Annotated in this window: 22 protein-coding genes; 2 read left to right on the forward strand and 20 right to left on the reverse strand. The window is 57.6% G+C overall.

The genetic code is table 11. The annotated features are described in order from the left end of the window. Positions 1 to 151: 151 nt before the first annotated feature. Positions 152 to 865: a helix-turn-helix domain-containing protein gene (locus tag ACT53T_RS18685; protein ID WP_476162375.1), complete on the reverse strand. Its 714-nt coding sequence runs from the start codon at positions 863 to 865 to the stop codon at positions 152 to 154. Between the two features lie 157 nt (positions 866 to 1,022). On the opposite strand from ACT53T_RS18685, the gene ACT53T_RS18690 reads away from it, so the two are divergent. Together ACT53T_RS18690 and ACT53T_RS18695 are read left to right on the forward strand one after the other, a co-directional pair. Beyond that, positions 1,023 to 2,102 (forward strand): bifunctional nicotinamide-nucleotide adenylyltransferase/Nudix hydroxylase, encoded by a 1,080-nt coding sequence (locus tag ACT53T_RS18690; RefSeq protein ID WP_476162376.1) that lies wholly within the window; start codon positions 1,023 to 1,025, stop codon positions 2,100 to 2,102. A gap of 61 nt (positions 2,103 to 2,163) precedes the next feature. Further along, complete coding sequence (locus ACT53T_RS18695; protein ID WP_476162377.1) at positions 2,164 to 3,549, forward strand: nicotinate phosphoribosyltransferase; 1,386 nt, start codon at positions 2,164 to 2,166, stop codon at positions 3,547 to 3,549. A gap of 61 nt (positions 3,550 to 3,610) precedes the next feature. Here the strand turns inward: ACT53T_RS18695 and ACT53T_RS18700 are convergent, their stop codons facing one another. From ACT53T_RS18700 to pseI, 19 genes are all read right to left on the reverse strand, one after another. Next, positions 3,611 to 4,693 (reverse strand): Gfo/Idh/MocA family protein, encoded by a 1,083-nt coding sequence (locus ACT53T_RS18700; RefSeq protein ID WP_476162378.1) that lies wholly within the window; start codon positions 4,691 to 4,693, stop codon positions 3,611 to 3,613. A 2-nt stretch (positions 4,694 to 4,695) separates the two neighbouring features. Further along, complete coding sequence (locus ACT53T_RS18705) at positions 4,696 to 5,709, reverse strand: zinc-binding dehydrogenase (protein ID WP_476162379.1); 1,014 nt, start codon at positions 5,707 to 5,709, stop codon at positions 4,696 to 4,698. Between the two features lie 39 nt (positions 5,710 to 5,748). Further along, on the reverse strand, positions 5,749 to 7,023 hold the full coding sequence (locus ACT53T_RS18710; RefSeq protein WP_476162380.1) for a hypothetical protein: 1,275 nt from the start codon (positions 7,021 to 7,023) through the stop codon (positions 5,749 to 5,751). Between the two features lie 42 nt (positions 7,024 to 7,065). Then, positions 7,066 to 8,415 (reverse strand): amidase, encoded by a 1,350-nt coding sequence (locus ACT53T_RS18715; RefSeq protein ID WP_476162381.1) that lies wholly within the window; start codon positions 8,413 to 8,415, stop codon positions 7,066 to 7,068. A gap of 4 nt (positions 8,416 to 8,419) precedes the next feature. After that, positions 8,420 to 9,622 (reverse strand): N-acetyl sugar amidotransferase, encoded by a 1,203-nt coding sequence (locus ACT53T_RS18720; RefSeq protein ID WP_476162382.1) that lies wholly within the window; start codon positions 9,620 to 9,622, stop codon positions 8,420 to 8,422. A 50-nt stretch (positions 9,623 to 9,672) separates the two neighbouring features. Next, positions 9,673 to 10,554, reverse strand: a complete 882-nt coding sequence (locus ACT53T_RS18725; RefSeq protein WP_476162383.1) for a hypothetical protein — start codon at positions 10,552 to 10,554, stop codon at positions 9,673 to 9,675. Beyond that, positions 10,532 to 11,098, reverse strand: a complete 567-nt coding sequence (locus ACT53T_RS18730; protein ID WP_400770546.1) for a GNAT family N-acetyltransferase — start codon at positions 11,096 to 11,098, stop codon at positions 10,532 to 10,534. The genes ACT53T_RS18725 and ACT53T_RS18730 overlap by 23 nt, the downstream gene beginning before the upstream one ends. A 644-nt stretch (positions 11,099 to 11,742) precedes the next feature. Continuing rightward, complete coding sequence (locus ACT53T_RS18735; protein ID WP_476162384.1) at positions 11,743 to 12,450, reverse strand: sugar transferase; 708 nt, start codon at positions 12,448 to 12,450, stop codon at positions 11,743 to 11,745. Then, positions 12,447 to 13,265: an aldolase/citrate lyase family protein gene (locus ACT53T_RS18740; protein ID WP_476162385.1), complete on the reverse strand. Its 819-nt coding sequence runs from the start codon at positions 13,263 to 13,265 to the stop codon at positions 12,447 to 12,449. Before ACT53T_RS18740 ends, ACT53T_RS18735 begins: the two co-directional genes overlap by 4 nt. Positions 13,266 to 13,375: 110 nt before the next feature. After that, entirely contained in the window at positions 13,376 to 14,620 is a 1,245-nt protein-coding gene (locus ACT53T_RS18745) for an alanine racemase (protein WP_476162386.1), read from the reverse strand. Then, entirely contained in the window at positions 14,617 to 15,579 is a 963-nt protein-coding gene (gene ilvE / locus ACT53T_RS18750; RefSeq protein ID WP_476162387.1) for a branched-chain-amino-acid transaminase, read from the reverse strand. Before ilvE ends, ACT53T_RS18745 begins: the two co-directional genes overlap by 4 nt. Before the next feature lie 84 nt (positions 15,580 to 15,663). Continuing rightward, positions 15,664 to 16,467, reverse strand: a complete 804-nt coding sequence (locus tag ACT53T_RS18755; protein ID WP_476162388.1) for a class I SAM-dependent methyltransferase — start codon at positions 16,465 to 16,467, stop codon at positions 15,664 to 15,666. Between the two features lie 15 nt (positions 16,468 to 16,482). Continuing rightward, a complete protein-coding gene (locus ACT53T_RS18760; RefSeq protein WP_476162389.1) occupies positions 16,483 to 17,142 on the reverse strand; it encodes an SAM-dependent methyltransferase in 660 nt (219 codons plus the stop codon). A 108-nt stretch (positions 17,143 to 17,250) separates the two neighbouring features. Beyond that, a complete protein-coding gene (locus ACT53T_RS18765) occupies positions 17,251 to 18,018 on the reverse strand; it encodes a glycosyltransferase family 2 protein (RefSeq protein ID WP_476162390.1) in 768 nt (255 codons plus the stop codon). 16 nt (positions 18,019 to 18,034) lie between these two features. Continuing rightward, the gene (locus ACT53T_RS18770; RefSeq protein WP_476162391.1) at positions 18,035 to 19,255 is read right to left on the reverse strand and encodes a hypothetical protein; all 1,221 of its coding nucleotides are present in this window, start codon (positions 19,253 to 19,255) and stop codon (positions 18,035 to 18,037) included. Positions 19,256 to 19,392: 137 nt separating this feature from the next. Continuing rightward, complete coding sequence (locus tag ACT53T_RS18775; protein WP_476162392.1) at positions 19,393 to 20,481, reverse strand: hypothetical protein; 1,089 nt, start codon at positions 20,479 to 20,481, stop codon at positions 19,393 to 19,395. A gap of 670 nt (positions 20,482 to 21,151) precedes the next feature. Further along, positions 21,152 to 22,471 carry a DegT/DnrJ/EryC1/StrS family aminotransferase gene (locus ACT53T_RS18780; protein ID WP_476162393.1) on the reverse strand — a complete coding sequence of 440 codons (1,320 nt, stop codon included), beginning with the start codon at positions 22,469 to 22,471 and terminating at the stop codon, positions 21,152 to 21,154. Then, positions 22,461 to 23,471, reverse strand: a complete 1,011-nt coding sequence (locus ACT53T_RS18785; RefSeq protein ID WP_476162450.1) for a Gfo/Idh/MocA family protein — start codon at positions 23,469 to 23,471, stop codon at positions 22,461 to 22,463. The genes ACT53T_RS18780 and ACT53T_RS18785 overlap by 11 nt, the downstream gene beginning before the upstream one ends. Positions 23,472 to 23,494: 23 nt before the next feature. Continuing rightward, entirely contained in the window at positions 23,495 to 24,532 is a 1,038-nt protein-coding gene (gene pseI / locus ACT53T_RS18790) for a pseudaminic acid synthase (protein WP_476162394.1), read from the reverse strand. Positions 24,533 to 24,538: the final 6 nt, after the last annotated feature.

Below are 24,538 nucleotides of genomic sequence, written 5' to 3' on the forward strand. Positions count from 1 at the left end.
TTGTAGCTCACGGGCAACGGTCTCATGGCTTGAAGATCGCCCCACTTGGCTTACCCACCCGTTAATGTGACATCGCCCTCGATCGGTAGCGCTGCTGTGGCAAGAGTAGCCGCCGGGAAAGCCGCGACGCCCGAAGGGCCTCGGACCGGGCTCACGCGAAGCCGTCGCCTTGTTCGACCCGGGCGAGACGTTCCAGCTCCGGCGTCAGTCCCTCACGTCGTAGCCTCTGCATCGGCGTCTCGTTTCCGAGAACTTCGTCGGGCGTCAACAAAAAATCCATCGCGACCCAAGGACCGGCTTCGGCGAAGACGTCGAGAAGCTTCGGCAGCCCGGCGACGACCGTCCCCTTGGCTTCGTCGAACTGGCAACGCGGATAGCGCCAATCGCCGCCTATGCGCACCGCCAGCAACGTATTGGCGCGACGGCGCTTTTCGATCGCTTGCCGGCTGACTCCGAGCTGTTGCGCGGCCTCGGTCGAGGAAAACGTGCCTCCCGCCGCGTCGAGGATCTGGACGCGATGTTCCGCATTCCGCGCCACGAGCGGGGCCAGCGGGTCCAGATCGACAAGCGCGGCTTCGGTGGTCGCGGTGTCCGCCAGCACGCGCGCGAGGGCTCCGAAACCGGTCGAGGCGGCAAGCGCTTCAGAAAGTATTTTCAGATCGGCATGCGCGGCAATCCGCGTGATCGTATCCATGGAGCGACGGAGAAACGCCTCGCGCAAAGGGTCGGCGTTCGTGGCGTAGCGGAAGGCGCTCTCGTGCGGGGCTTTCATCGGCGTCTCGGTTGTCTTCAGGAGAATATAGCGCGATGCATACGTCGTCGACCACGGCTCGACCGACAACGGCGGGCCATGATGTGTCGACAATGGAATTCATTCTCCAGAACTGGACCGTCGCTTTGCCGCGCGTCATCGAGCCGAGGGGCTAGTCGAGACAAGGCCATTGACCGCCGCCCTAGTTTGCGCTAAGTCCAGCATGTTTCGGGGAGTCCGAGACCCCAAATCTTTCAGGGGAGACCTGAATATGAGCGCATCGGCGCAAAAGCACGATTATCTCGTGTTCATCGGGCGTTTTCAGCCCCTTCACAATGGCCATCTCCATGTCATGCGCCGGGCGCTCGCCGCCGGGCGCAAGCTCATCGTGCTGGTCGGCTCGTCGAATGCGGCGCGGTCTCCGCGCAACCCTTTCACCTATGAGGAGCGGCACGACACGATCCTGGCCGCCCGCGGCGCGATCGAGGCTGCGCCCGATCGCATTCTCGTGCGGCCGCTGCCAGATTTTCTCTACAATGACCGCGCCTGGATCGCCCATGTCCAGCGCAGCGTCGACGAGGCCATCGCCGAGGACGGCGGCTCGGAACGCGCTTCGGTCGGCCTCATCGGCCACAGCAAGGACAAGTCCTCCTATTATCTGCGCATGTTTCCCAATTGGGATGCGGTCGATGTGCGGACGCAGCATGGCACGCTCAATTCGACCGATCTGCGCGAGGATTATTTGCGCCGCGCGCCGCGCATTCCCGACGCGCCGCTCTGTCCTGCGGAGACCAGCGAGTTTCTAGCCCGCTTCATGCTGACCGACGCCTTCAAATGGCTGGTCGGGGAGACGGAGTTCTATCGCGATTACAAGGCCGCATGGGGCAAGACGCCCTACCCTGTCTTCATCAATTGCGTCGATGCGGTCGTCGTTCAGTCGGGCCATATTCTCCTGGTGGAGCGCGCTCGCCGTCCCGGCGCCGGGCTGCTCGCCCTGCCCGGCGGCCATGTCGATCCCAATGAGAGCTTTCGCGACGCGGCTGTGCGCGAATTGAAGGAGGAGACCAAAATCTCCGACCAGAAGGGCGAAATCCCTCCGGCCATGCTAGCCTCCTTCATCGACGAGACCAAGACGCGGCTATTCGACCATCCCGACCGCTCCGAGCGCGGCCGCGTCGTGACCCAGGCCTTTCTCTTCGACCTTCCGGCGCGCAAGCCCATGTTCTCGGTGCGCGGCGACGACGATGCGGCGAGCGCGTCCTGGCATGAGCTGGGCCGTTTGAGCGCCGACCAGTTTTTCGAGGACCACGCCGCCATCATCCGCGAGATGACGGGCGCGTTGATCGACTGATTTTTTACTTTGGCGTCCGGGGAGTCCGGGCGCCCGTTTCGAGCTGGAGGAGATTCCAGACATGACTCGCATCAGCAGAATTCTCGACGCCGATAGCTACAAAGCCAGCCATTTTCTGCAATATCCGCCCGGGACGGAATATGTCTCGAGCTATATCGAATCGCGCGGCGGCGAATTTGCGCAGAGCTTGTTCTTCGGCTTGCAGATCTTTCTGAAAGATGTGCTGACGCAGCCGATCACGCGCGCCGATGTAGACGAGGCGGAAGAGATGCTGCTCGCGCACGGCGAGCCTTTCAACCGCGCCGGCTGGGACCATGTGCTGAACGCCCATGGCGGCCATATGCCGGTGCGCATCGAGGCGGTCCGCGAGGGCACAGTGCTGCCGACCGGCAATGCGCTCGTGCAGATCGTCAACACGGACCCGCGCGTTCCTTGGATCGTCTCCTATCTCGAGACCGCGCTTTTGCGCGCCGTCTGGTATCCGACGACGGTGGCGACGCGCTCTTGGCATTTGAAGAAGATCATCGACGCCGCCTGGCGCGAGACGTCGGACGCTCCGTTGGAGCGCCTGGCCTTCGCGCTGCACGACTTCGGTGCGCGCGGCGCTTCGAGCAGCGAGAGCGCCTCGATCGGCGGCCTCGCGCATCTCGTCAATTTTCGTGGCACGGACACGCTCGCGGCGCTCGCTTTGGCGCGGCGCGTCTATCACGAGCCCATGGCCGGATTCTCTATCCCGGCCGCCGAGCATTCGACGATCACCTCCTGGGGCCGCGAGCGCGAGACGCAGGCCTACGCCAATATGCTGCGCAATTTCGGAGGAGCCGGAAAAACGCTGGCCGTCGTCTCCGACAGCTATGACGTCTATCGCGCGACAGCGGAGATTTGGGGCGGCAGCCTCGCCTCGCAGGTTCGCGAAATGGGCGGAACGCTGGTGGTGCGGCCCGACTCCGGCGATCCGACCACGACTCCGGTGGAGATCGCCGAGATACTCGCCGAGAAATTCGGCGCCGCGACCAACTCCAAAGGGTTTCGCGTGCTGCCGGATTGCGTCCGCGTCATTCAGGGCGACGGCGTCGACGAAGTCTCGATCGCGGCCATCCTCGCCAATCTGCGCGCGAAAGGTTTCGCGGCCGACAATATCGCTTTCGGCATGGGCGGCGCGCTGCTGCAGAAGCTCGATCGCGACACGCTGAAATTCGCGATGAAGACGAGCGCCGTCCGCAGCGGCGGAGAGTGGGTCGACGTGTTCAAGCAGCCGATCGGCGATCCCGGCAAAGCTTCGAAAAAGGGCCGTCTCGCTCTGGTTCTCAGAGACGGCGCGCCGCGCACCATTCGCGCGGAAGAGCGCCGCGAGGGCGAGGAAAATCTGCTCGAGGAAGTTTTCGTTGACGGTCATTTGATTCGTGACGAATGCCTCGAGGACATTCGTCGGCGATCCTGGCGGTGAACTCGGAACAGCTCATGGATGTTGCGAGCTAGCAACATCCATGAGCCCGCCCCTCGGCAAATTAGGCGCATCTTCCTGCAGTTTTCGCGAAGATAATTATGTTGGGATCGATAGAGCCTATGTTTATAAGTTTAGACTCTTGAATATGAGACTGCAGCATCGCAAATGTGATCAGCTGAGCATCAATTATATCTTGCTTTAGCAGGGTATTTTCATGAATACTTTTCTCTTCTCCTTCCAGGCAGTGAACCAATTGCCGGATGGGACTGAGCGACCCCTGTGGACGCTCGACTGGCTCGAGTTCCAAATCCGCGAAGCTCGCATATACGCCGCCATCTTTAACCGAATAAACATCCAGCCCCGCACCATTGGCGCGAACTGTGATTTCGCCATGCTCGCAGGAAAGGATGAAATCGTGACCCAACGCCTGGGTGATATGACCGACCAAGCCTCCTTCGAAATATACGCTCGCTGAAATCACCCGAGGATCGGACGTCACCGACGTGGCAGGTCCGTCTCTTACCACATTGTCCAGCACGGCGTGAACTCCAGCGACTCGGCGACCGAAAGCGGCGAACAGCAATAGATCTACGGAATGAGAGTGAGTCCAATAGAGCGGCGCCGAGCCGAAAGTGACCCGCACCTCCCGCAAGGCTCCGTATCGCCCTGACCTCGCCAGCGCCAAGGCTTGTCTGTAGACGTCAAGATGCCGCCGGATCGCTCCCCAGGTTACGAAAAGCTCCTTCGATGCAAACAGCGTCCGTAACTTCTCGAGTTCAGCCATGCTGTTGCAAAGCGGTTTTTCCGCGTGAATCGCTCTGGTTCCCGCATCCACGGCCTCGTGGATCAAAGCCGCCCGCCCGAATGTTCGCGTGGCGAGGCCAAGCAGAGCGGGTTTTTCTGCTTTGAGCAAGTCACTGGGATTAGCGTAGCGACGCTGCACGCCGAACTTCTCGCCGGCCCGGTTCAGGGCCTCGAGGCTGGTGTCGCACAAGGCCTTTAGCTTCAAGCGAGGGTGGGACAAAATGGCTTCCGCATGGCTCAGCGGAAGCCAGCAGGGCGGCCCGTGCGCAATCATGGTTTCACTGGTAAAGGCGCCCATGCGCCCGCATCCAATAACCGCGGCGTCGAAGTAATGCTCCATTTTCAGACGGCGCTCCATCGTAGAAGATACGTGGTCGGAGACGAGCGTCGGGAATCCAAGTCTCGGTATGCCGAACGGATATCCAAACCTTCATAGGCGCCCGACACAAGTAGCGAAGACCTCAAGTGGCCGCTCGCGATTTGTCTCGCCAAATAGTCCAGATTGGATCTTACGTTGAACCGACTGAAGCCTCGACTGTCGGGATGCTCAGGAGATAGGCCAACAGCTTCGATGCGAAGCTGCTTCATGTAAAAGTACTGACTAGCCAACGGATTGATGGTGGGTGCAGGCTCTCCGCGGCCCGGAAATCCCAAGACGCCGATAATCCCCATTTTTCCAGCCGCCGCTAGCGCCGTCTCCCAATCATTCCATCCGTTGGTGGTCGAAACGACCAAATCCGCCAGATCTGACCCGAGCGCCTCGATCATTGCGGCGCGATCATGTCGAGCAAAGACTGCCTCCGCCCCGAATTCTCGGGCGATCGCCGCCGGTCCGCCTTGATCGGACAAAGCGTAGACCTGCGCTCCCGCCACCGAAGCCATCGCGACCGTAGTCAAGCCCAAAGGGCCAAGTCCGATGACCAAGACACGACTTCCGGCCCGCGCATTCCCTCTCAGCACCGCATTGTAGCCCAAGTGGAACAAATAAGCGCAAACAATGTCATCCGCCGACGCCGATTCGGGTAACCGATAGAGAACCTCGTCTTCCGCGACAACAAAGGCGCTGCGATGCGACGTGAATGTGAGCACGCGGTCGCCGGTTCTGAAGCGGGTCACGTGGTTTCCCGTCTCGAGCACTCGAGCGACATTGCAGTAACCGACCAAGCGCGGATAGTTCGGCCCAGAGCGCAGCGCTGGCAGCCCTTTATACGCAGCGAGTTCGGTGCCCGGGGAGATTGCGGAAACAATCGTTTGACAAAGCAAATCCTTGTCGTCTGGCGCTCTCAAGGCTTCGGTCCGTATTTCCAGTTCGCCGGGAGCGTTGACCCAAACCACCGAGGCTTCAGCGGGCGTCATGTCGGATTTCCCTCGCCGATTGCGATACACTCATATCGGTTACGATTGTTCAATTCTGTCGACGCGTGAAGATCGACACATCGCCTCCGGGCTTTTCCAAATAAATGTCTTCGATTCATGTTGAAGTGATATCCCTGGGCCTCGGTAGGCGTCGCCATCGACAATGACGTCGGACGCCTCCGTCGCCAAGAATTCGAGAAGAGATGCATTATCGAGAGTCACATTAGCGGAATCGAACATTTCTGAAACGAAGTAGTCTGGCAGAATGCGCAATGCCGTCTTGAACATAAATATCTTCTTTCCAAAAAGATGAGCGACGAATATGGCCGTGCTGTAGTGGCCTACCAACACCCTGCAGGAGTTCACATGCTCTCGAAAACGTCCTATTTGAATATCGTACGGAATACGACTCGACGCCTCTGAGTAAATATCTGGGTGCGGACAATATACAGCATGAATATTGTTAGATTTACAAAACTCTATCAAAGCCTTGTCTTCGATAAAATGTTCAGTATCCCAGTAGCTTTTACCCGCGACCGCGCTCCCGACGATCAGCACATCTGTTCTTTTTTCTTCAGAGGGCGGGCTCCACGGCGCCTCATTCTGATAGAAAACCTCCAACGAATTGTGCCATAGAAGATGATCACGGATAATGGCCGGTTGCGGCAGTTTTGGCACCATATTCACGTAGCTAGCTTGTCCATCTGCTGCCATACTGTGTAATAATAAATAGTAACTCGAAAAAATATCTGAACATATTCCGTGCAAATATTCAGTAATTTGTAGGCCTTCTGCAATAGCTGCGATTCGCAATAACTCAATCGAGCGGCTGTTGGATGAGAACAGTTCCAGCTTCGTAATCTCATGCACGCGAAACATAGTTTGATAGACGCTTATCAATCCGGCAGCGAGGCATCGACCAGACAACAGCCCCGACACGAAACTTGGAAAGTGTTTCAGGATCCAAATCAACGTCGTGCGACGGAGCGAAAACCGATTTCCAGCATATCTGTCGATCCTAACGTCCGCGAAGATGAAACGGCTTGCCGACACGTCTTCTCCCGTGAGAAAATGCCGCCGCATCGACACGGAGCGAAGGATATCCGTGTCGGCCAATCGGCCTGAATTAAATACGGCTAGCAGATTGCCGGAGACAGACGTGTAAGCCGCGGGCTTCAGAGACACGAGCGTCGCCGCCAGGGCGCTCGTGTCGACCGACTTTCCACGTTGGATTTCCACATAGGCGTTCCAAAAATCGCGATAGACTTTAGCGCTCATCTTTTCAATTCGCTTGTCTAGCTTGCCATCCGGCATGCGCGCCACAACCACCTGGTAGGAGGAACGGGGCCGCGTCGTTTACCAGAACGACAGCAGAGGAGACGGACCGGCCGGCGCCACGCCGCTCATCCAAAGATCGTCGATCAAGTTCAGCAGCAGATGATCATTGTATTTTCTAGCCGCGATCTGAAGACCGAACGGCGCGCCTTGTGGCGACTGGAAGGCGGGAACGCTGATGGCGGGGAGATGCGTCAACGTCCACATCAGAGCCGGATCGGGCTCCTCGAGCACGTGACGCTTGGGGGCGGCGCCAGCCGTGGACAAGGAGATAATGGCATCGGTATCCGACAGGAATCGATCCATCTCAGCGATCAGTCTATTCTGCATTTCGAGCGCTGCATGAAATTGACCGCCCGTGATTTGCTCACCTCTGGCGATCATATTCCGCATAACTTCCGATATACGGCCCAGAGTTTTATACTCTTCCCTGAAGTAGTAAGATAGGCACTTATCGTAAATGACCGAATGAACCTGATGAGCCTGCTCCATTTCGGCTGGAAGCTCCCGTTCGAACATATGCACTCCGTGCTCGCCCAACTTCGTGGCGAAGCTCAGTAGAGCGTCTTTGGCGTAATCTGGGGCATGCCGCCATGTATGCGTCTTTACCAAAGCCACACGCCACGGTCGCTCCTTGGGCTTGTTTTGCCTTTTGTCGTCTTTGAGCGCGGAATAGCTGAACGGGAAGTTCGGGCCGTGCACCCGGGAGACTTCCAACACGCGCCGAAGATCAGACGGGTGCGACACGAAGAATCCGATCGTGTCGAGACTGTCCGTCGTTTTCAAGGCCCCAGTCCTGGGAAGCAACCCAAAAGACGGCTTGAAGCCGTAAATCCCGCAGAAACTCGCCGGACGGATGATGGAGCCGCCGGTCTGTGTGCCGAACGCCACGGGAACCATGCCGAGGGCGACCCCTACCGCCGAGCCGCTGGACGACGTGCCCGGCGTCAGTTCGACATTGTGAGGATTGAGTGTCTCATTGAGAGCATGCACCGCGAACTCGGCGGTCACCGTCTTTCCGGCGATCAATCCGCCCACCATCCTCAAGTAGTAAACCACTCGAGCGTCGTTGCCGGGAGTAAAGCCCCGCCAGATCTCGCTGCCCATTTCGGTCGGGAAGTCCGACGTGTTGAACACGTCCTTTATTCCTAACGGGATACCCTCCAAGCTACGTAGGGGTTGCTTTGACGCCAGCCTCTCCTCGACGGCGTCTGCTCCTCGTCGGAGCGCCTCGGGATCGAAGCAGACCCAGGGCCGGTAGCGATCGAATCGTTCGACACGGGAGATACATTCCTCCGCGACATCGATGGGATGCAACCTGCCCGTTTCCATCTGGCTATGAATTTCAGAAATCGAAAACCGCCTGAACATGCGTCTAGGCCTCTTCACGTGGGTCTTGACGGTAGCGGTGCTTAGCGATCAGTTGCTCGAAGAATGGCACAGTCACTTCCCGGTTCTGGCGCTGCTTGGGGTGAACGGGCGGATTAATGTCGATCAGCTTGAGATGTTTGAGCTGCCGCATCGTCTCGTAAAACTCGCTCTCGGAAAGATCTGTGATTTTCAAGTAATAGTCCAAAGCGCCCGGACGCTCCGAATCGATCGCCTGGGCGATCTTGAAACCCTCTTCGCGCGTCATGAGACCGTTGCGCACATCGACGCACGCCTGGAATGTCGCACGGCCATAACCGCGCTTGAGATAGCAGGTGAAGTCGTGAACGCCGGCCATGATGCATTCCGCGCTCTTGTAGCCTTTGTAGGCACCCTCCATCTCCGTTTCCTTCCAACCGTATTCCTGGCAAATAAATTCGGTCTGGCGCTCCTCGTCCCAAAATATGTAGTCGCCAAGGTGAATGCCGTGGACGCCCACCCGTTCAACGTCTTCGAGAGACGGCACGTTGAAAGGATACAGATCGCGTTCGGAAAGGGCGCCGCAGGTCATTTCCTTCGGCGATCGTTTGGCTGAAACCTTTGTAAAGTACTCGCGATCGAACTTGTGAACGGGATCTTCATATGAGGCTCTTCCAGAGGATTCCGCGACGGACTCGCCCCAGATGAGTAAAGGAATATTGAAACGAACAGCGGCCTGCAGAGGAAAGGCCCCGACGCCGGCGTGGCAATGCCAGCAGGCGTCGCCGATCATTCCCAGCGACCGACGAGCGAGCCGGTTCACCAAGCCTCGGTTCGGGGTGAACATGACGTGATCGACGTCGAACTGCTGCAGCGCGTTCTGAAGATTGTACCAACCCGTCTCGCTGTACCAGTTGTGGCTGAACGTGACGGTCAAAGGCTTCATGCCATAAACTTTGACCAGCACGTGCAATTGGAAGACGCTGTCCTTGCCGCCGCTGATCGGGACGATGCAATCGTAATTGTTCCCGGCCTTCGCCTTCGCGTTTTCAAGTAAATTCCGAAGGCGCTTTTCGCGTTCGACCCAATTGATATGGATTTTCTGTTCAGATGACTGACAAGCTTGGCAGATGCCCTGGTCGTCGAATTTTACGCCTTCTTGGGTTTCAGGCATGCAGCAACGCACGCAGTAGCGAAGGCTCTCAAAAGGCGTGGAGGTCGCTGTCTGCATAGAACTTGCTCCTCGTCAATCGCGCGGGCAAACGCCCCACGCGTAGAATTTTATTCCTGGGGCAGATGCCTGATTTGGATTATGCCCTGATGAGGTAAGCGCAGCGGCGGCGCCCAAGGCGGCAGCGTGCTGAACACTCGCCGACCTGCTCCGAGCGCCAGCGTCAGAGCAAACGATTCAACGCCGATCACTATATCGGCATCTGAAATGGCGGCCGACAAGTCCGGCGCACGGTCCAAACGAATGTATGGGTGCCGGTCCGCATACACTTGATACTTCTCCGCGGACTCCGCGGGATGGGGCCGCAAGGTGAGAATCGAGTTGGAAGCGGGGGCGAGCAGGGCGAGGCGCGACAAGGCGTAATCGAGCGCCTGGAATTCGCCGGGCGTTCCCTGGCCCCAATCGCTGCGAACCGGCTCCAGCACGTAAAGGATCCGCTCCTTTCCGGGAGACGGGCCGATGCGCGAGAGCTGCTCCCTGACATAGAGATTGGGCCGCCGGAACACTCGCGTTTGCGGAAACGTTCGCCGCGCAAGCGCTTCCGCATGGACGTCGGCGACCCATATTTCATTGGGCAACTGACGGAAGCCGTTCCGTTCAAATCGCGCCGCGTAGTTGGCCCAATGATCGATGACGCCGATGCTGTGGATTCCCAGGCGCGCGGCCTCGATACGGGCGAGATGCTCGATATCGCTGGCCCAGCCCGTGCCGCTCAACAGCACGGCGGCGCCGAGCAAAGCAGTCGGCATGTCTTCCTGCAAAGGCCGTTCTTGGAAGTAGTTCGCCCACAGCCTGCTGGCAGGTCCGAACATGCAAGCGCGCAGTTCTCCACGCCAGTCCTTGATCCAAGGCAAAATCAGATTAGCCGCGCCGGCGTCGTGGCACACCACGGCGAGCGGAGATGGAAGGTCAGGCGTCTTTGAATCGGCCATAGTAGACGATATCCGCAGGCTGCCCGTCGAGCAGTTCCTGCGCCCGGCGGGTCGCCTCCAGGCGCAGACCGGCGCGCTCCATGATCCGAATCATGCCGATGTTGTGCGCGAGCGTGCCGGCCGTGACTTTGCGGATGTCCGATCGGGCCAGCAACCAGTTCAGAACCAGCGAGAACGCCTCCAGCCCGAAACCCTTGCCCCAAGCTTCGCGTGCGCCCAGCATCACGCCGATGTCGGCGGTCTGGTGATGTTCGTTACAATACGCCGTCATTGTGCCGATCATGCGTCCACTTTCTCGTAGGACAATGGCCAGGAAGTAGTTGCTCGAGCCTTCGAAGCCGGACAGATAGATTTGGCAGGTTTCCTCGTCGTGCCGACGAAATCTTTGATTGCTGAACCGAACGACCTCAGGGTCGTTCAGCCAAGCTACATAGGTCGGCTGAATGTCGTCGACCGTGAAGCTCCGCACGAGCAACCGAGGCCCCTCTAGACGCAAGGGAAAAGCGCCTTTGGCCGCGACCGCTCGTTCGACTTCGCGGCTCACGTCATTACCTCGAGCTGCGACCACACCTTCCCGAACGCCTCGATCACCAGTTGCACTTCCTCGGTCGCATGAGCATGTCTGCGGTTTCGACTCCGACACCAACAACCCGTGTAAACAGGCACACCATACCGTTCGCTCTTTCCACGCAGGATTTCGCCTCGTTCAGGCGAGCGGCCCTCTGCTGTTCTTTGGTTCTGGCTGGCCCAGTTTTGGGGCGCAATTCACCACACCCGCGGACGTAACTCACTGCTGGATGAAACTTCGGGGGCGCGTCACGACGGCCATTCGAGCCGTCGAAAATTTTCTTCTCTGCGGGCGCGAAACGCTTCCAAGCTACCGCACAACGGGTGAGCATGGGCTCGATCCGTCGAGGAGGAGACCCCGCAGGCGCGGTGTTAAAATAGCCCGGCCTCGGATCGCGCATCTATCCGTTAATACCCGTATCGGATGCGGAGCAAATTTTGGGGATGGCCACGCGAAGGAGTTCTGGTGCAAACGGCGTGAACGGGCCATGATCCATGGGCGAAACCAAACGCTGGGTTGATGGGTCAACGGATATCAGGCCGTTGATTTTCACTGAGAGATGACCGAGACAGAACCCGATCGAAAGCGCATTCGCAACGGTGCAGCCTTAATTTTTTAGCTCAGAGAAATCGGCGGAGCGCCTCCGGCGGCGGCGGAAGGCGAATAAGCAATCTTCGATGATAGCCCCTCCGGGGACAAAGCACGACCAGCAAAGTCGAGAATATCAGTTCGAAATACAGAGATACTGACTGGTTACAAACGAACCATCGTTCGATCCGCCCCTTATAGGGCATGATGACCTCCTGGTCGAAGCGAATGGGATCGGCCACTTCGGAGAGGAGCTTCTCCTCGTCGCGAAACAGTACCGAGCCGACCCCCGAAAGACCCGGGCGGACCATGGACACATAGACCCGATCCTCCGGTCGATAAGAATTATAAAATCTCGACGTTTGCGGCCGCGGTCCGATAATGCTCAAGTCACCCTTCAGAATATTGAGGAGTTGCGGCAATTCGTTGAGCTTGGCGCGACGTAGGAAACGACCGAGCGGGAGAACCCTGGGGTCGTCGGCCAATGTCAGTTCGCCTGCACCGATGCTCGGGCTGTTCTTCAGCATCGTCGCAAATTTAAACAGTTCGAACTCTCGGCCTTCCTTTCCAATGCGTCGCTGCCGGAAAAAGACATCGCCCTCTCCCGTAAGCCGCAGCGCCAGCATGATCAGCGCCAACAGCGGAGCGAGCAATAGCAGCGCCAAGCCGGAAAGCAGGATGTCCGTCGCTCGGATAAGAAAGCGAGTTTGAATTGAGATCTGCGAAACTTTGTGCGTCACGGACTCTCCGAAAGCGAGTCGAGCACCGTTCGAACCTCGCGCTGTACCTGCAATCGGTTGAATTCAAAGAACGCCGCATCTTGATCGGCGAGCCACGATTCCATTGCGCGTATCGCACGCACACCGTCTGCGAAATGTCCCGCGAACTCTGCGTTCTGATCGCTTATAGGCGGTGAACAAAAGCTACGCGCGAGGATTACGCCGACGGATCCCAACCGATAGTGTTCGGCGAGAATATGCTCGGCAGGCGGAATCAGCTCGCCGATGCGCGCCATGCCGCCAATTCCGAAGGCCACTCCCGTCGCCTGGATCTCGCGCGCCAATGCATCCATGGAGCCGTCGACGAGAAATTCGAACATGAATCGTGTCTTGCGCTCGATGTGCAAATCGTTGAGCCCGACATGGACATAGTCGACACCCGGCGCCTCCAGAATTTTGTCTACGTCCCGGACAGCGTCTACCGTTTCGAGCAACAACCAAGCCTCGACGCGACCGCCGACGAGTCCGACGAAACGACAGACCTCATCTTTCGTCTTGAAAAACGGCAGCATCACCGCGTCCGCCCCGGCGGCGATCACGCTGTCGACTTCGCCTTCGCTCCACTCGCCGAGCGGGTTGACGCGGACGAGCAACCTCGATCTCGTCAGCACCTGTCGAATCCCCTCGACGTCTTCGATTGTGTGCGCCGAAATGACGGTATTCCGACCGACCTGACGGAGATTCTTGCCGCGATATTCGAGGTCGACGAAAATCCAATCCACGCCCGCCGCTTCTGCGATCAGGGCGACACGGGGGTCTTTGGTGATATAGAGCAATCGGATCGACATGTAATACGTTTTTCGGGCTGATTGACTCGAGCGATCGAGCGTCGTCTCCTCGGCCTCGAGAGGCTAAGGGCGGTGACGCTAATGGAACACCACGCCCTTCATGCGAAGGCATATGACTGAAATACGTCTTCGTACGTTTCTCGTCGCTTTATGAGCCGGTATGAAACGCCGTCTGGATCAGGCTCCAGGATCGCGACATTCGGCAGAATAAACGGCGGCTTCATCACAACGGAGTAGGAGCCGACGTCGTCGAACACCACATAATCGCCCACAGACAGCCGTCCAGTGTAGCCTTTGTAGAGATAGTCACCTTCGATACATGTATAGCCCGCAAAATTCGCTCTCTCCACCAAGTGCTCGCCCTCGGTGGCGGAGAATACCGTGATCGGCACGTTCTTACGATTCGGCGTCGGATTGATGTTGTACGAGCTTCCGCTGAGCGTCACGATGGATTGGCCGCGAACGTCCTTTATACTATTGACAGCGCAAACGAACCTCATCGCATCCGCGACCAGAGCGGTGCCAGGCTCGACCATCAGAATCGGAGACGGGTTTTTGCCCAGGCCGCCTAAGAACTCTGCGAAGGGCTTCGCCGCTGCGACGGCGTAGTCGTCGAACTCCGGAATGGGGACCGGAAACTGCGCCATCATTTCCGGCGGCATTCGCCCATACATTCCGCCGCCGAGGCTGACGAATTCGAAGCTCGCCACGCGGTTGCGAAAGAGTCGATCGATGACGCCGATCATGCCTTTCGTTCGGTTCTCCCAGCACGCCAGGCTGCGGGTCGCGAAATGACACTGAAGACCCGCCAACGCGAGCGACGGATTGGCGTCGATGAGCGAAATCGCCTCCGTGAACGCCGCTCCATGCACATCGAAGCCCAAGCGTGAAAGGACGCCATCCTGGACGTCGAAGTTGCAGCGTAGACCGAGCTTGAATGGCGCCCCATGGATTCCGTCCGTCATTCGACGGATCGCACATAACTCGTCCCAGGAATCGACATTGACGGTTCCACCACCTTCGAGCAAGGATTTCACATAGGCCGGCTCTTTGTAGGGGCCGTTGAAGAATATTTTCTCATCGGGAACGCCGATCCGTCGAGCTAAAGTCAGCTCCATGCTGGAGACGACCTCGGCGAAGCCGCCCAACTGATCGATGATCTGGCAAAACCTCGGCACATAGTTGGTCTTGTAGGAGTAGGCGACCCTCGTGCTAGGATAGTAGCTGCGGAAGGCCGCGCTGAGAGCTTCGAAATTTTGGCGGAAGCGCGAAGAATCCAGAAGATAGAAAGTCGACCCATGCTCTGCCGCTATGCGATCCAAAAGCTCATAGGACAATTTCATCGGCCGCGCGCCTCCGGCTCGTTTTGACTGCGGGAACCGGCTTTCGAGCGGTTCACTGCCGTTCGCCAGTCCGGGTAGCGCCCGTCCACGCCCGAAGCCACTGCGAGGTAGCGGTGCAGCATATCGACCGTGAGAGGCCCCGGCTCGCCTCGACCCACTTCGAAGCGGTCGACAGATACGATCGGGGAAATTTCGGCCGCGCTTCCACAGAGAAAGATCTCGTCGGCGAGATAGAGCTCCGTGCGATCGATCGTTCGTTCTCGCACCTCGATTCCGATATCGCGCGCCATGCGGATTACCGTGTCACGTGTGATGCTGTCGAGTACGGAGGAGGTAGTCGGCGGAGTGATCAGCTCGCCTGACCGGACCATGAAGAGGCAGGCCCCGGCGCCTTCGGCAACCTTACGATCCGCTCCGAGAAAAATCGGAAGATCGTAGCCGTCCCGACGCGCCTGCAGATGAGCGAAGCGTCCATTTATATAGTTTGCGCCGACCTTTGCGCGCGGGGGAAGCACATTGTCGTTGATCCGTTCCCAGGACGACACGCATGCTGCGAATTTAGGGATTTTGCGCAGGTCGGTGCGCGCCCTGGGCATTGGAGCGATAAACATCGAAATCGGCTCGCAAGAGCTCCAAGAGCCTTCGCCATCGCCAAATAGCGTAAGTCGTACAGCTGTGTCGCAGAGAAAGTCATTCGCCTCGATCGCATGTCTGAAGCTGCGTTCGATTTCCGCCACGGAGTAAGGCGATTCGAAACTCACTATGCGTGAAGACTGCAACAGGCGATGCAAGTGATCCTGCAGCCTGAAGGCGTAGAGCATGCCTTCTTCCGCGTTCCAATAGCAACGGATGCCTTCGAAAACGTTCAATCCGAACTGCGCCGCGGGAGACAGAACATTTACGAACGCCTGGCTCTGCCGAACGATCTCTCCGCGCAGCCAGATGAAGTTGTCCGCCATCACATTCCTCTGCAATTTTGTTGGCGCGGCGCCCCAGATCGCCTCTGCCCTCCAGCGGACGCCGCAACATCCGCCACACATCGGTCAGCCCTTCGTGAGCATCAACCATGTGTGCGTCGTCCTCAAATCCTCTGGGGAGAAGCGCGCAAATTGCTCGGCAATTTGAAAGGGCGGCGGCGTTGTGAAACTCGTCTGCCTTTCGATCACAAATCCGTAGCGAGCGAATATTTCGACGTATTGACTGCTGAGGAGACGATTTTGGTGGAGCAGTGGCGGGTTGAAACGCCTCCATCTGCGTTCGTCGTATCTCAGATAGTTGAGGTCATGTAATGATGCGTCGGAATCGGACCAGTGATCCTTATGTGCGATATGATGGGTCGAAACCCCACCATGGCGCAAAACTCGGTGCAATTCCGACGCCAATCGTTCGACTTGCCCCGAGGGCACGTGCTCGAGCACGGACGTCGATGTAATCAAATCGAAGGAGTTGTCCTGAAAGGGAAGGTCCGGTGGATCGTAAACAATGTATTCGACGCCAAGCTCGGACAAGGAGCCTGCGTCGACACGAAGCAATATATCATTTTGCAGTCGCTCGGAGGCGAGCGGCTTGATGTCCGCGGCCGTCACTGCTCTCCCTCTGGCCGCCATCAGAATTGGGATGGCCAAGTCCGATCCAGACCCTAGGTCCAATACTGCAACGGGAGGGCGTCCGACGATCCTTATGTATGATGAGAGGTGCTTTTGCGCGATCGCTCTGCGCGCTGCAAGCTGGGTATCCGAGATCGGAAGAGACTTGGTGACATAGAGTTGCATGTAGCGATTTAGCTCGACCGAGCCAGGCGTCATGGACAAGACCCACTGAACAGCGCTCTTGAGCTTGAAATTCATGAGGCGACCTATCGATCATAAACCGGAACGAGCAGATGCGTTTTTAGACTTCCACACTCGCAATAGGTTTCCACGATATGGGCATATCTCATCTATGAACAAATCAAATATAGCGCTACTGCTTATCGCCTCCATGTTGGAAGCCCCGTAACACAAAAGCCAGACCGGCCTCTCTTCACGCTCCCGCGATTCCATCGTATTGAATATCATTTCCAAGACGGTAGCATATATATCTAGATCAAACGGATTAAATAAAAAGAAGACATTGAAATTTTCATACCTATCAAATTCCACCGCATCCTGATGTATAATTTCTACACGATGCTCTAGATTCAGATTTCTTACATTTTTCCGAGCAATATCAACGAGCCACGACTCGACTTCGACACCCGCGACCTTATTGAACGGGAAATCCGCAGCATAACATACAACGCCGCCTTTCCCGCATCCAATATCCAAAAATTTATCCTCGGGCGAGATCGGAATCCGTCGTAGAATATTCGTCAGCGCATTTCGCGACGTCAATGCGTAACCATGGTTCCCCGGCGCCGTGATCCTCGTCGTTTTAGCACGCATCGAAAAGTCCAGACCTCGAGGCTTTTCGAGGAACGCCCATGTCAAAAAATACTCCAAGTAACGGAGAAATCGTTTGGACAAACGAATTGCTCGTCGCATCCGTCTGGCTCCTTTGGACCAATGCCACGCCGGTATTCTCGTTCACCGCGATCGCCGCTCGTACGATGGAATATTATTCGTGTGGATCATGCGAACTCCATTGTCTTTTCAACCTGAGGCTCGATTCCGCAGACCGCGGAGGAAAGGTCTCAAATAGTGGTTGGCGACGCCAGCCATCACATAGCTGGACAGAACCCTGCACCGCGGAACGAAGGATACCTCGTTGAGGGAAAGCACTTTGTTCAAATAGTTCAATTGAACCCACTTGTTTTTTGTGGATCCTCCGGTCGAATAGACAACCAATGGAGTGCTTATCGAAAGGAAGCGGAAATCAGGAGACTTGGTCAGTCGATGCCAAAAATCGATATCTTGAGCAAATCGGATGTTCCTGAAGCGGTGCGAACCGAGAAGCTCGCGGGTGATCAGAATCGTAGACGTCCCCAGGCCCCGCTTAAGAAATACGTCGTGTTGACCGTCGGAGAGCGACGCTGGCGGCCGAATGACCACCCTCCCCTTGTCGAACGTGTAGCCGGTCGCGACAAAGGTGGCGCCGGCGCGCACCGCGGCGACCTGAACCGCCAGCTTTCCTGGAAGCCAAAAATCGTCCGCATCGAGAAAGGCGACGAGTTCTCCATCCGCCATATCGAGCCCGATGTTGCGCGCGCCGCCCGGCCCTTTCGACCCGACATTCGGGACGACACGTACACGTCCACCGTCCTTCCGCCCGAGCTGCGCATAAATTTCTGCCTCTTGAAACGGTCCATCGTTACAGATTACGACCGACAGGTCGTCCACAGCGTTTGCATTCGCAAACACGGAATTAACTGCTCGAGCAATCAACGCGATTTCTTTATGAAACGGGACAACGACGGTCAATCGCACAATTCGATCCTCACCAACGCGTCGCGCGAACCGTCAAGGCGCTCAGGAGCGCAAACCGCCCGACGAACAAGGCTGACAAGACACCGAGGGCGGCAATATAATCCGCACCAACGACACGCAGGCCCGTTAGGATAGCGAGCACTGCAATGACGAATGCGGCCTCCCATAGGGTCAATTGCAAAATGTCGTGATTCCAGAAAATGATCTCCCTGATGACCATGCAAAAGGCCAGACTGAGCTGACAGATCAGAATGAATGGAATCAGCCCGTATTTGTCGATCGACCGTCCTGAGTATTGATCTAGAACTATAAAACAGAGCGTGACGCCGACGAAGGCGCTCACACCGACAATTGCATACATATTCCGGCTGAAAACAAGCTCTTGAATTTTAAATTTAGATTGAAGTATGTCTCTACGTCGTAGGCTATAAAAAAAGTACTCAACTGCATTTTGTACAATAGACAGGCATGACACCAGCAACACGAACAACGCCATATCCGACTGATTATAGATCATCACCACGATCCGATCCATGTATGCAATCGGCGCAGTGACTGCGGACAATATCCAGAAATTCGTCTGTTCGCGGCTCGCTCGCCAACCTTCGAGCAGCATCGACCATCGGCTGGGAAAATACAGCCACCGGAAGTGTCCTGCATATGGAATTATATTGCCGAGCGCTAGCGCCGCCACGGCGCCGGTCGCCGCTCGCTCGTTTGACGCCACTGCGCAGAGGACCCCCACTCCGAGCACCTGAATGAGGGCTTTGAACAAAATCTTGCGCCCCCATTCCGCGCGCGCGCCAGAGAAAATCAGGAATCTTTGCGATTCATCGGCGAGACGTTCCGAGGCGAAATAGGCTACGACGACGCACACCAGAAGAAACTGGCCGTTCTGCCAACGCATATATAAACTTATCGGAATTGCGGCTAAGACTATCTGACATACGACTGCATTTACATAAGAACGATAGCTTAGTTTTAGACCTGGCTGCTTTCGTTCGCCGAAGTAGAGCTTATAGAAAACACGATGGCTATTGAATCCAGAAGCCGCCATGGCGAGATTGACGACGACAAGCACCACGGCGATGAGCGATGCTGTCGAATTGCCGATCAGTTGGTTGACGACCAGCAATATTGCCGGCTTAGAGCCTAGCGCCGCTGTGCGCCCCAGAACATAGCTCCCTTCCGCCTCGAGTTTGGAGATGATCGCAGGAAAAGCAATGTTCATGAATCAAAGGCCTCGCCGCCACTCCAAGATCGACCATCACAAACGAGCGCTTCTCTCAGCGCGATGGCTTCCCGCCCGGTAATTCGCGTCAGATCGCGAGTCCGACTTCGCGACACGATCGAAGGTCCGAATGGCTTTCAAATTACCTTGGCGCGAAGTCGCTCGACATCCTCAGCATCGCATCGGGCATCCGGCGCCGCTTCTCTCGAACCATATCCCAAAGCCACCCATCCGATGGCGGTGAAAACCATTGGATCGAAAATCAACAAAAAATCCACGGGCGAATCGAAGAAAATCGACGTGAACTCGAGCAGCACGGACTCGCCCACCCAACTCAGCCGCCCTGCCATTCGCTGTCGCAATCGCTTCTGTATGCCATTGTAGACCGCCAGATAAGTCGTCAGCGCAAACGGCGCGAGCCAAACCGGAAATGCGATGAGAAAGCTGGCGATCAATCCGGGCGACGAGCCTTCACGCTCGCTGAGCGGGTAACGGTTGATAAGATTGTAGTTCAGGCGCCCGAGCGATCCGTTGAGGGGACGCTCGCTCGGCATCCAGCCGCCAGTCAACGCCGAGAACCGAAACCAGGCGTTGCCAAGCGGCGCCATCAGATGATCGAATTGACCGCCGACATCGACATCGACGAATTCATGAACCGCCACCACGAGGGAGTACCAATGCACCGAAAGCCTGCCGATCAGGTACTCGGCGAACGCGCCTTTTCCCCCCGCCTCCATTTCCGCGATCACGTCCAAAGGAGCTACGTCTCTCTTGATCGCATCGCCGATCACATAAGCGCCGCCTCCTAGGACGACCGTGATCGCTGCAAAGAGCAGCTTCCTAACTGTGATACCTTCGAAGACGGCAACGCTCGCTCCGTCGCTAACGCGGAACAACCAACGCCTCAAGGTATCGGGCGCCAAAAACGCGACGCAAGCCAATAGCACCGAAACCATCGGACCAATGCCCGTCGCCGTGAGCGACAAACATGCGACCACCAACACCAAAATGACGCGAATAGAAATCGGCCGCGCGACGTAGCGGAAAAAAATCAGAATGAACAACAGCATCTCGACGAAATTCGGGGCCAGGACATACAGCAAGGTCGTCAGATCCAACGACGAAGAGAGCGCCTCTCCCGAGTAACGCCATCTCGCAAGCCCCAGCGCCGCACCCGTGATCCCCACGCCGAGCACGATCGACAAGAATACGATCAGCGTGGGCACTGGAAGGTTCCATGCGGATGGGAGCACGCGAGGGAGAGAACGAGGGCCTATGGTCAGAAAATCAAAATCAAAAGCGAAGGCTCCAACGATCCCCAAGAGCAGGACAGCGTAGAGCCAACTGAACACGCCATTGCTCGGATTGAGATATATTTCTGATTCGTATCCAGTAAGAAAATTCAGCGCAGCCGGCCCTATATACGTATATAATAAATATAGGAGAAGAACAGGATTCGCGAGACGGATCGTTTTCATGAAGCGCCTTCCATGAGCCAACGCAGTTTCCGCATCCTCGCTTCCGCGCCTGTTCGGGAGACGTGAGAGAGTCTCGCGAGTTCACGGTCGATCACGTCGAATATGTTTTCCTCCCCGCGCGGAGGCGCAGAACGCTCAAAGTATCCTCGTCGAAGCGTCGTAGTCCGTTTGCACACGGATGACGACATCACATCCGATGGCTGGGGCGTCCCGCGGCGCCTCGTCGAATTCGAATATTGCTTCAACCGACGATACGATCTCGGCAACATGATCCCGCGCCTCGCCGTCATCGCGACAACAACAGCACCGCCGCCCTATCGCCTTTTCAAATTGGCTGATTTTCAGGAATATGCAGGAACGCTGTCGCCGAGCTCATCAGCGATGTAAAATTCGGCGCCCAAATCGAAATCGCGCCCGATCAAAAATCCACCGCTTGATTCACGCGATCGCCCACATTCCGGCATAGTTCCTCGCCCATCGCGTTCCACACTTTTCGAAACGCCTCGATCACGAGTTGGACGTCCTCGGTCGGAAACTCGTGCATGCACAGATTGAGCCCCAAAAAAGTCTTTCCATGCAGTTCCTCCGCTACCGGACATAGGCCCGGACCATATTGGATATCATTCGAGCAATAGGACGAACTCCAAGGGAACCCCTTCGAGCCGTAAGCGATCTTGTTGCGGAAGAGGGGCAGCAGATGGAGGTTCTGATAGCCTTCGAAGACCGGCGCGCCTTCCGCGCGCAGCGCGGCGGCGATTGCTTCACGCGACACACCGAGGCAGTCGACATCCAATGTGACGCCGTAGACGTAATAGACATGCGTCGCTCCCTCGGCGACGGTCGGGGTCGTCAATCCCTGAAGACCTGCAAGACCGTCGTTCAGCTGTCGTGCGATGCGCTGACGACTCTCGACACGCCGCGCGAGCTTCGAGAGCTGAATGGAAGCGATCGCGGCTTCGATCTCGCCCATTCGAAAGTTGAACCCCAGCATATTGGCGAGCTCTAGCGGATCGTCAGTGTCGACCACCGCTTCCGCGTGGTTACGGATGAGACGGAGGCGCTGCGCCAACCTGTCGTCATTCGTCACCAGCACGCCGCCTTCGCCGCAGTGGATATGCTTGTGATAATTCAAGCTGAAGCCACCGATATCCGCGAGCGTTCCGGCATAGGAGTCTCCCACTCTGGCGCCGGGAGCTTGCGCGGTGTCGCTCAGAAGTGCCAGTTGATACTTGTCCGCCAGCTTCCTAAGCGCCGCCATATTGGCCGACTGCCCGAAGATGTCGACCGCCATGATCGCTCTCGTCCTAGAGGTGATCAGCCTTTCGACGTTCCGCGGGCAAATGTTGAACGTCTGCGGATCGATGTCGGCAAAGACCGGAATACCGTTCCAGTGCAGAATTGCTGTGGCGGTAGCCGCCATCGTCCATGGCGTCGTGATGACCTCGTCGCCAGGGTCCAAGCCGATCGCGCCAACTGCGGCGATCAGACCCGAGGTCCAAGAGTTCACAGCAATCGCATGCTCGACTCCGAAATGGCCCGCTGCTTCCGATTCGAACCGTCGGACATTGAGACCGCCCAAGAAGCCGGGCCCCGATGCACCGATGTAAGCTGACAAGACGCCGCCACGGACAACGTCGCAAGCCACGCCCACTTCGTCCTCACCAATGCTCTCGAAGCGCGCCAGAGGCCGGTCGATCACCGGTGCGCCGCCATGGATCGCTAGAACTCTACGCGTCATGACCTCTCACCTCGCGGCATGCGTTTGCGGCGGAGGACGATGTGGCGGCGTCCAAAAGGATTTGGCAAACGCGCTGCGCCTCTAGCGCTTGCTCTCCTGAGCCGCCGATCGCTCGTCCCTCGACGAGATGGAAATAAATGTCCGACACGGCCCGGGACATCGCCCTCGGATACGAACCCTCGCGCTCCGACGACTGGCCCAGCGATGTGTAACCTTTGAACTGCTCGCTCGCCACGATCTCGCGAAGACGCCAAGCCATCCCCCCGGACTCCATACGCACGACACCCTTCTCGCAAACCAGCTCCAGCTCGAAAAACGCGTAATCCCGAGCGTCGGCGGGGCTGAGATAGACTGGCGCGCCGCCGTTCTCGGTGACGAGCAAAGCGGCGACCGTCGGATCGTCACTCCAATGGTCATAGCGAACGCCCGCTGTCGCTATCAGTTCCATCGGCCCGACCAGCCTGAGAAGCAGGTCGACGAGATGCCCGCCATTATTCATTATTCCCTTGTTATAGTGGCCGACGACAGATCGAATCGCTCCCCAACGGCCTTGACGTAGCTCTGTCGCAAAAGCGTCGACAGCGGGATCCCAACGGCGAGTGTGATTGACCACGAGAGTGACGCATCGCTCACGGCACGCTCGTATCCAACGGTTCGACGCCCCTTCGCTCGACGTCAACGGCTTCTCGCAAAAGATCAGCCGTGGCTCGAGTCGCAGAGCCGCCTCGATATGCTCCTGGTGCAGGGCTGTCGGCGAGCAAATGCTAACGACGTCGAACGCCCCGCGCTCGTCAGGCAAATCGGCCATGGACGCCGCCGAGAAGGGAACGCGCCAGTAATCGGCGAACTCGGCGAGACGGCGCCTGTCTGGATCGACGCACGCCTCGATCCGAAAACCGGCATGGCGGGCATAGGCGCCGGCATGGGTCAACGGCGGCGCATCCACGCAGCGAGTCATATCGAACCCGCCGGCGATGTTTCCGCACCCGACAATCAGCACTCGCAACGGCTCTCCGCCCGAATTCACGTCGGCGATCCTCGCAAAAGCGTCCAGGACAGTGGCGTGCCGCGCACGACATCCGTGGCCAAGACAGCGCCGAGCACTTCTTCGAGATGTTCTGGCGCCAATCCGAAACCAGGACGTATCGCCCGCACATTTTCTTGCGTCAGGCGCTCCCCGGCTCTGAGATCCTTGGTGATATAGAGAGACCGGCGAAATTGAAGCGATTGTCGTTCTGCCATTGTCGCGCCGTAATGAACCCGGCCGACCGCTCGCCACGCGCGTTCTGTCTCGATCACGAGCCGATGAAGCTCGTCGGGCTCTAAGGAAAAGGCGCTATCGACTCCGCCATCGGAGCGCGCCAGCGTGAAGTGCTTTTCGATCACAGTCGCGCCGAACGCCACACTGGCAACGCTGACACCTGTTCCCATTGTGTGATCCGACAGACCGACCTGACATTCGAACAATTGCCGCATGTGTGGAATCGTCGAAATGTTCGAATTGTCCGCCGTCGCGGGATAGGTGCTCGTGCATTTGAGAAGCACGAGATTCTCGCAACCCGCTTCCCGGGCGGCGGAAACCGACTTCGCCAGCTCGCCGACAGACGCCATCCCCGTCGAAATGATCAACGGCTTCCCCGTAGCCGCGACGCGTCTGATCAGCGCGATGTCGGTATTCTCGAAAGATGCGATCTTGTAGCAAGCGGAATTCAAGGTTTCCAAAAATTCGACCGCTGTGGCGTCGAACGGCGTGCTGAACGGGATCATTCCCAGTTCCCGCGCCCGCGCGAAGAGCGGGGCATGCCATTCCCATGGCGTCCGCGCCTCGTCATAGAGCCGATAGAGCTGCGCCCCGGCCCAGAGGCTATTCGCGTCTTCGATCACGAACCCCGGCTCGTCGCAGTCCAAGGTCATCGTGTCGGCGGTGTATGTTTGCAGCTTCAGCGCATGAGCGCCCGCCTTCGCCGCGGCCTCGACCAACGCCAGCGCCCGGTCGAGCGATTGATTATGGTTGCCGGACATTTCCGCGACGATGAGCGGCGGATGATCTGGTCCGACCATGCGCCC

The sequence above is a fragment of the Methylosinus sp. DMC45 genome (assembly GCF_056313885.1).

What these genes read in the sequence shown, in the direction of transcription:
- ACT53T_RS18690 (WP_476162376.1), top strand. Translation starts at nt 1,023, where the DNA reads ATGAGCGCATCGGCGCAAAAGCACGATTATCTCGTGTTCATCGGGCGT.
- ACT53T_RS18695 (WP_476162377.1), top strand. Translation starts at nt 2,164, where the DNA reads ATGACTCGCATCAGCAGAATTCTCGACGCCGATAGCTACAAAGCCAGC.
- ACT53T_RS18700 (WP_476162378.1), bottom strand. Translation starts at nt 4,693, where the DNA reads ATGGAGCATTACTTCGACGCCGCGGTTATTGGATGCGGGCGCATGGGC.
- ACT53T_RS18705 (WP_476162379.1), bottom strand. Translation starts at nt 5,709, where the DNA reads ATGACGCCCGCTGAAGCCTCGGTGGTTTGGGTCAACGCTCCCGGCGAA.
- ACT53T_RS18710 (WP_476162380.1), bottom strand. Translation starts at nt 7,023, where the DNA reads ATGCCGGATGGCAAGCTAGACAAGCGAATTGAAAAGATGAGCGCTAAA.
- ACT53T_RS18715 (WP_476162381.1), bottom strand. Translation starts at nt 8,415, where the DNA reads ATGTTCAGGCGGTTTTCGATTTCTGAAATTCATAGCCAGATGGAAACG.
- ACT53T_RS18720 (WP_476162382.1), bottom strand. Translation starts at nt 9,622, where the DNA reads ATGCAGACAGCGACCTCCACGCCTTTTGAGAGCCTTCGCTACTGCGTG.
- ACT53T_RS18725 (WP_476162383.1), bottom strand. Translation starts at nt 10,554, where the DNA reads ATGGCCGATTCAAAGACGCCTGACCTTCCATCTCCGCTCGCCGTGGTG.
- ACT53T_RS18745 (WP_476162386.1), bottom strand. Translation starts at nt 14,620, where the DNA reads ATGAAATTGTCCTATGAGCTTTTGGATCGCATAGCGGCAGAGCATGGG.
- ilvE (WP_476162387.1), bottom strand. Translation starts at nt 15,579, where the DNA reads ATGGCGGACAACTTCATCTGGCTGCGCGGAGAGATCGTTCGGCAGAGC.
- ACT53T_RS18755 (WP_476162388.1), bottom strand. Translation starts at nt 16,467, where the DNA reads ATGAATTTCAAGCTCAAGAGCGCTGTTCAGTGGGTCTTGTCCATGACG.
- ACT53T_RS18760 (WP_476162389.1), bottom strand. Translation starts at nt 17,142, where the DNA reads ATGCGACGAGCAATTCGTTTGTCCAAACGATTTCTCCGTTACTTGGAG.
- ACT53T_RS18770 (WP_476162391.1), bottom strand. Translation starts at nt 19,255, where the DNA reads ATGAACATTGCTTTTCCTGCGATCATCTCCAAACTCGAGGCGGAAGGG.
- ACT53T_RS18780 (WP_476162393.1), bottom strand. Translation starts at nt 22,471, where the DNA reads ATGACGCGTAGAGTTCTAGCGATCCATGGCGGCGCACCGGTGATCGAC.
- pseI (WP_476162394.1), bottom strand. Translation starts at nt 24,532, where the DNA reads ATGGTCGGACCAGATCATCCGCCGCTCATCGTCGCGGAAATGTCCGGC.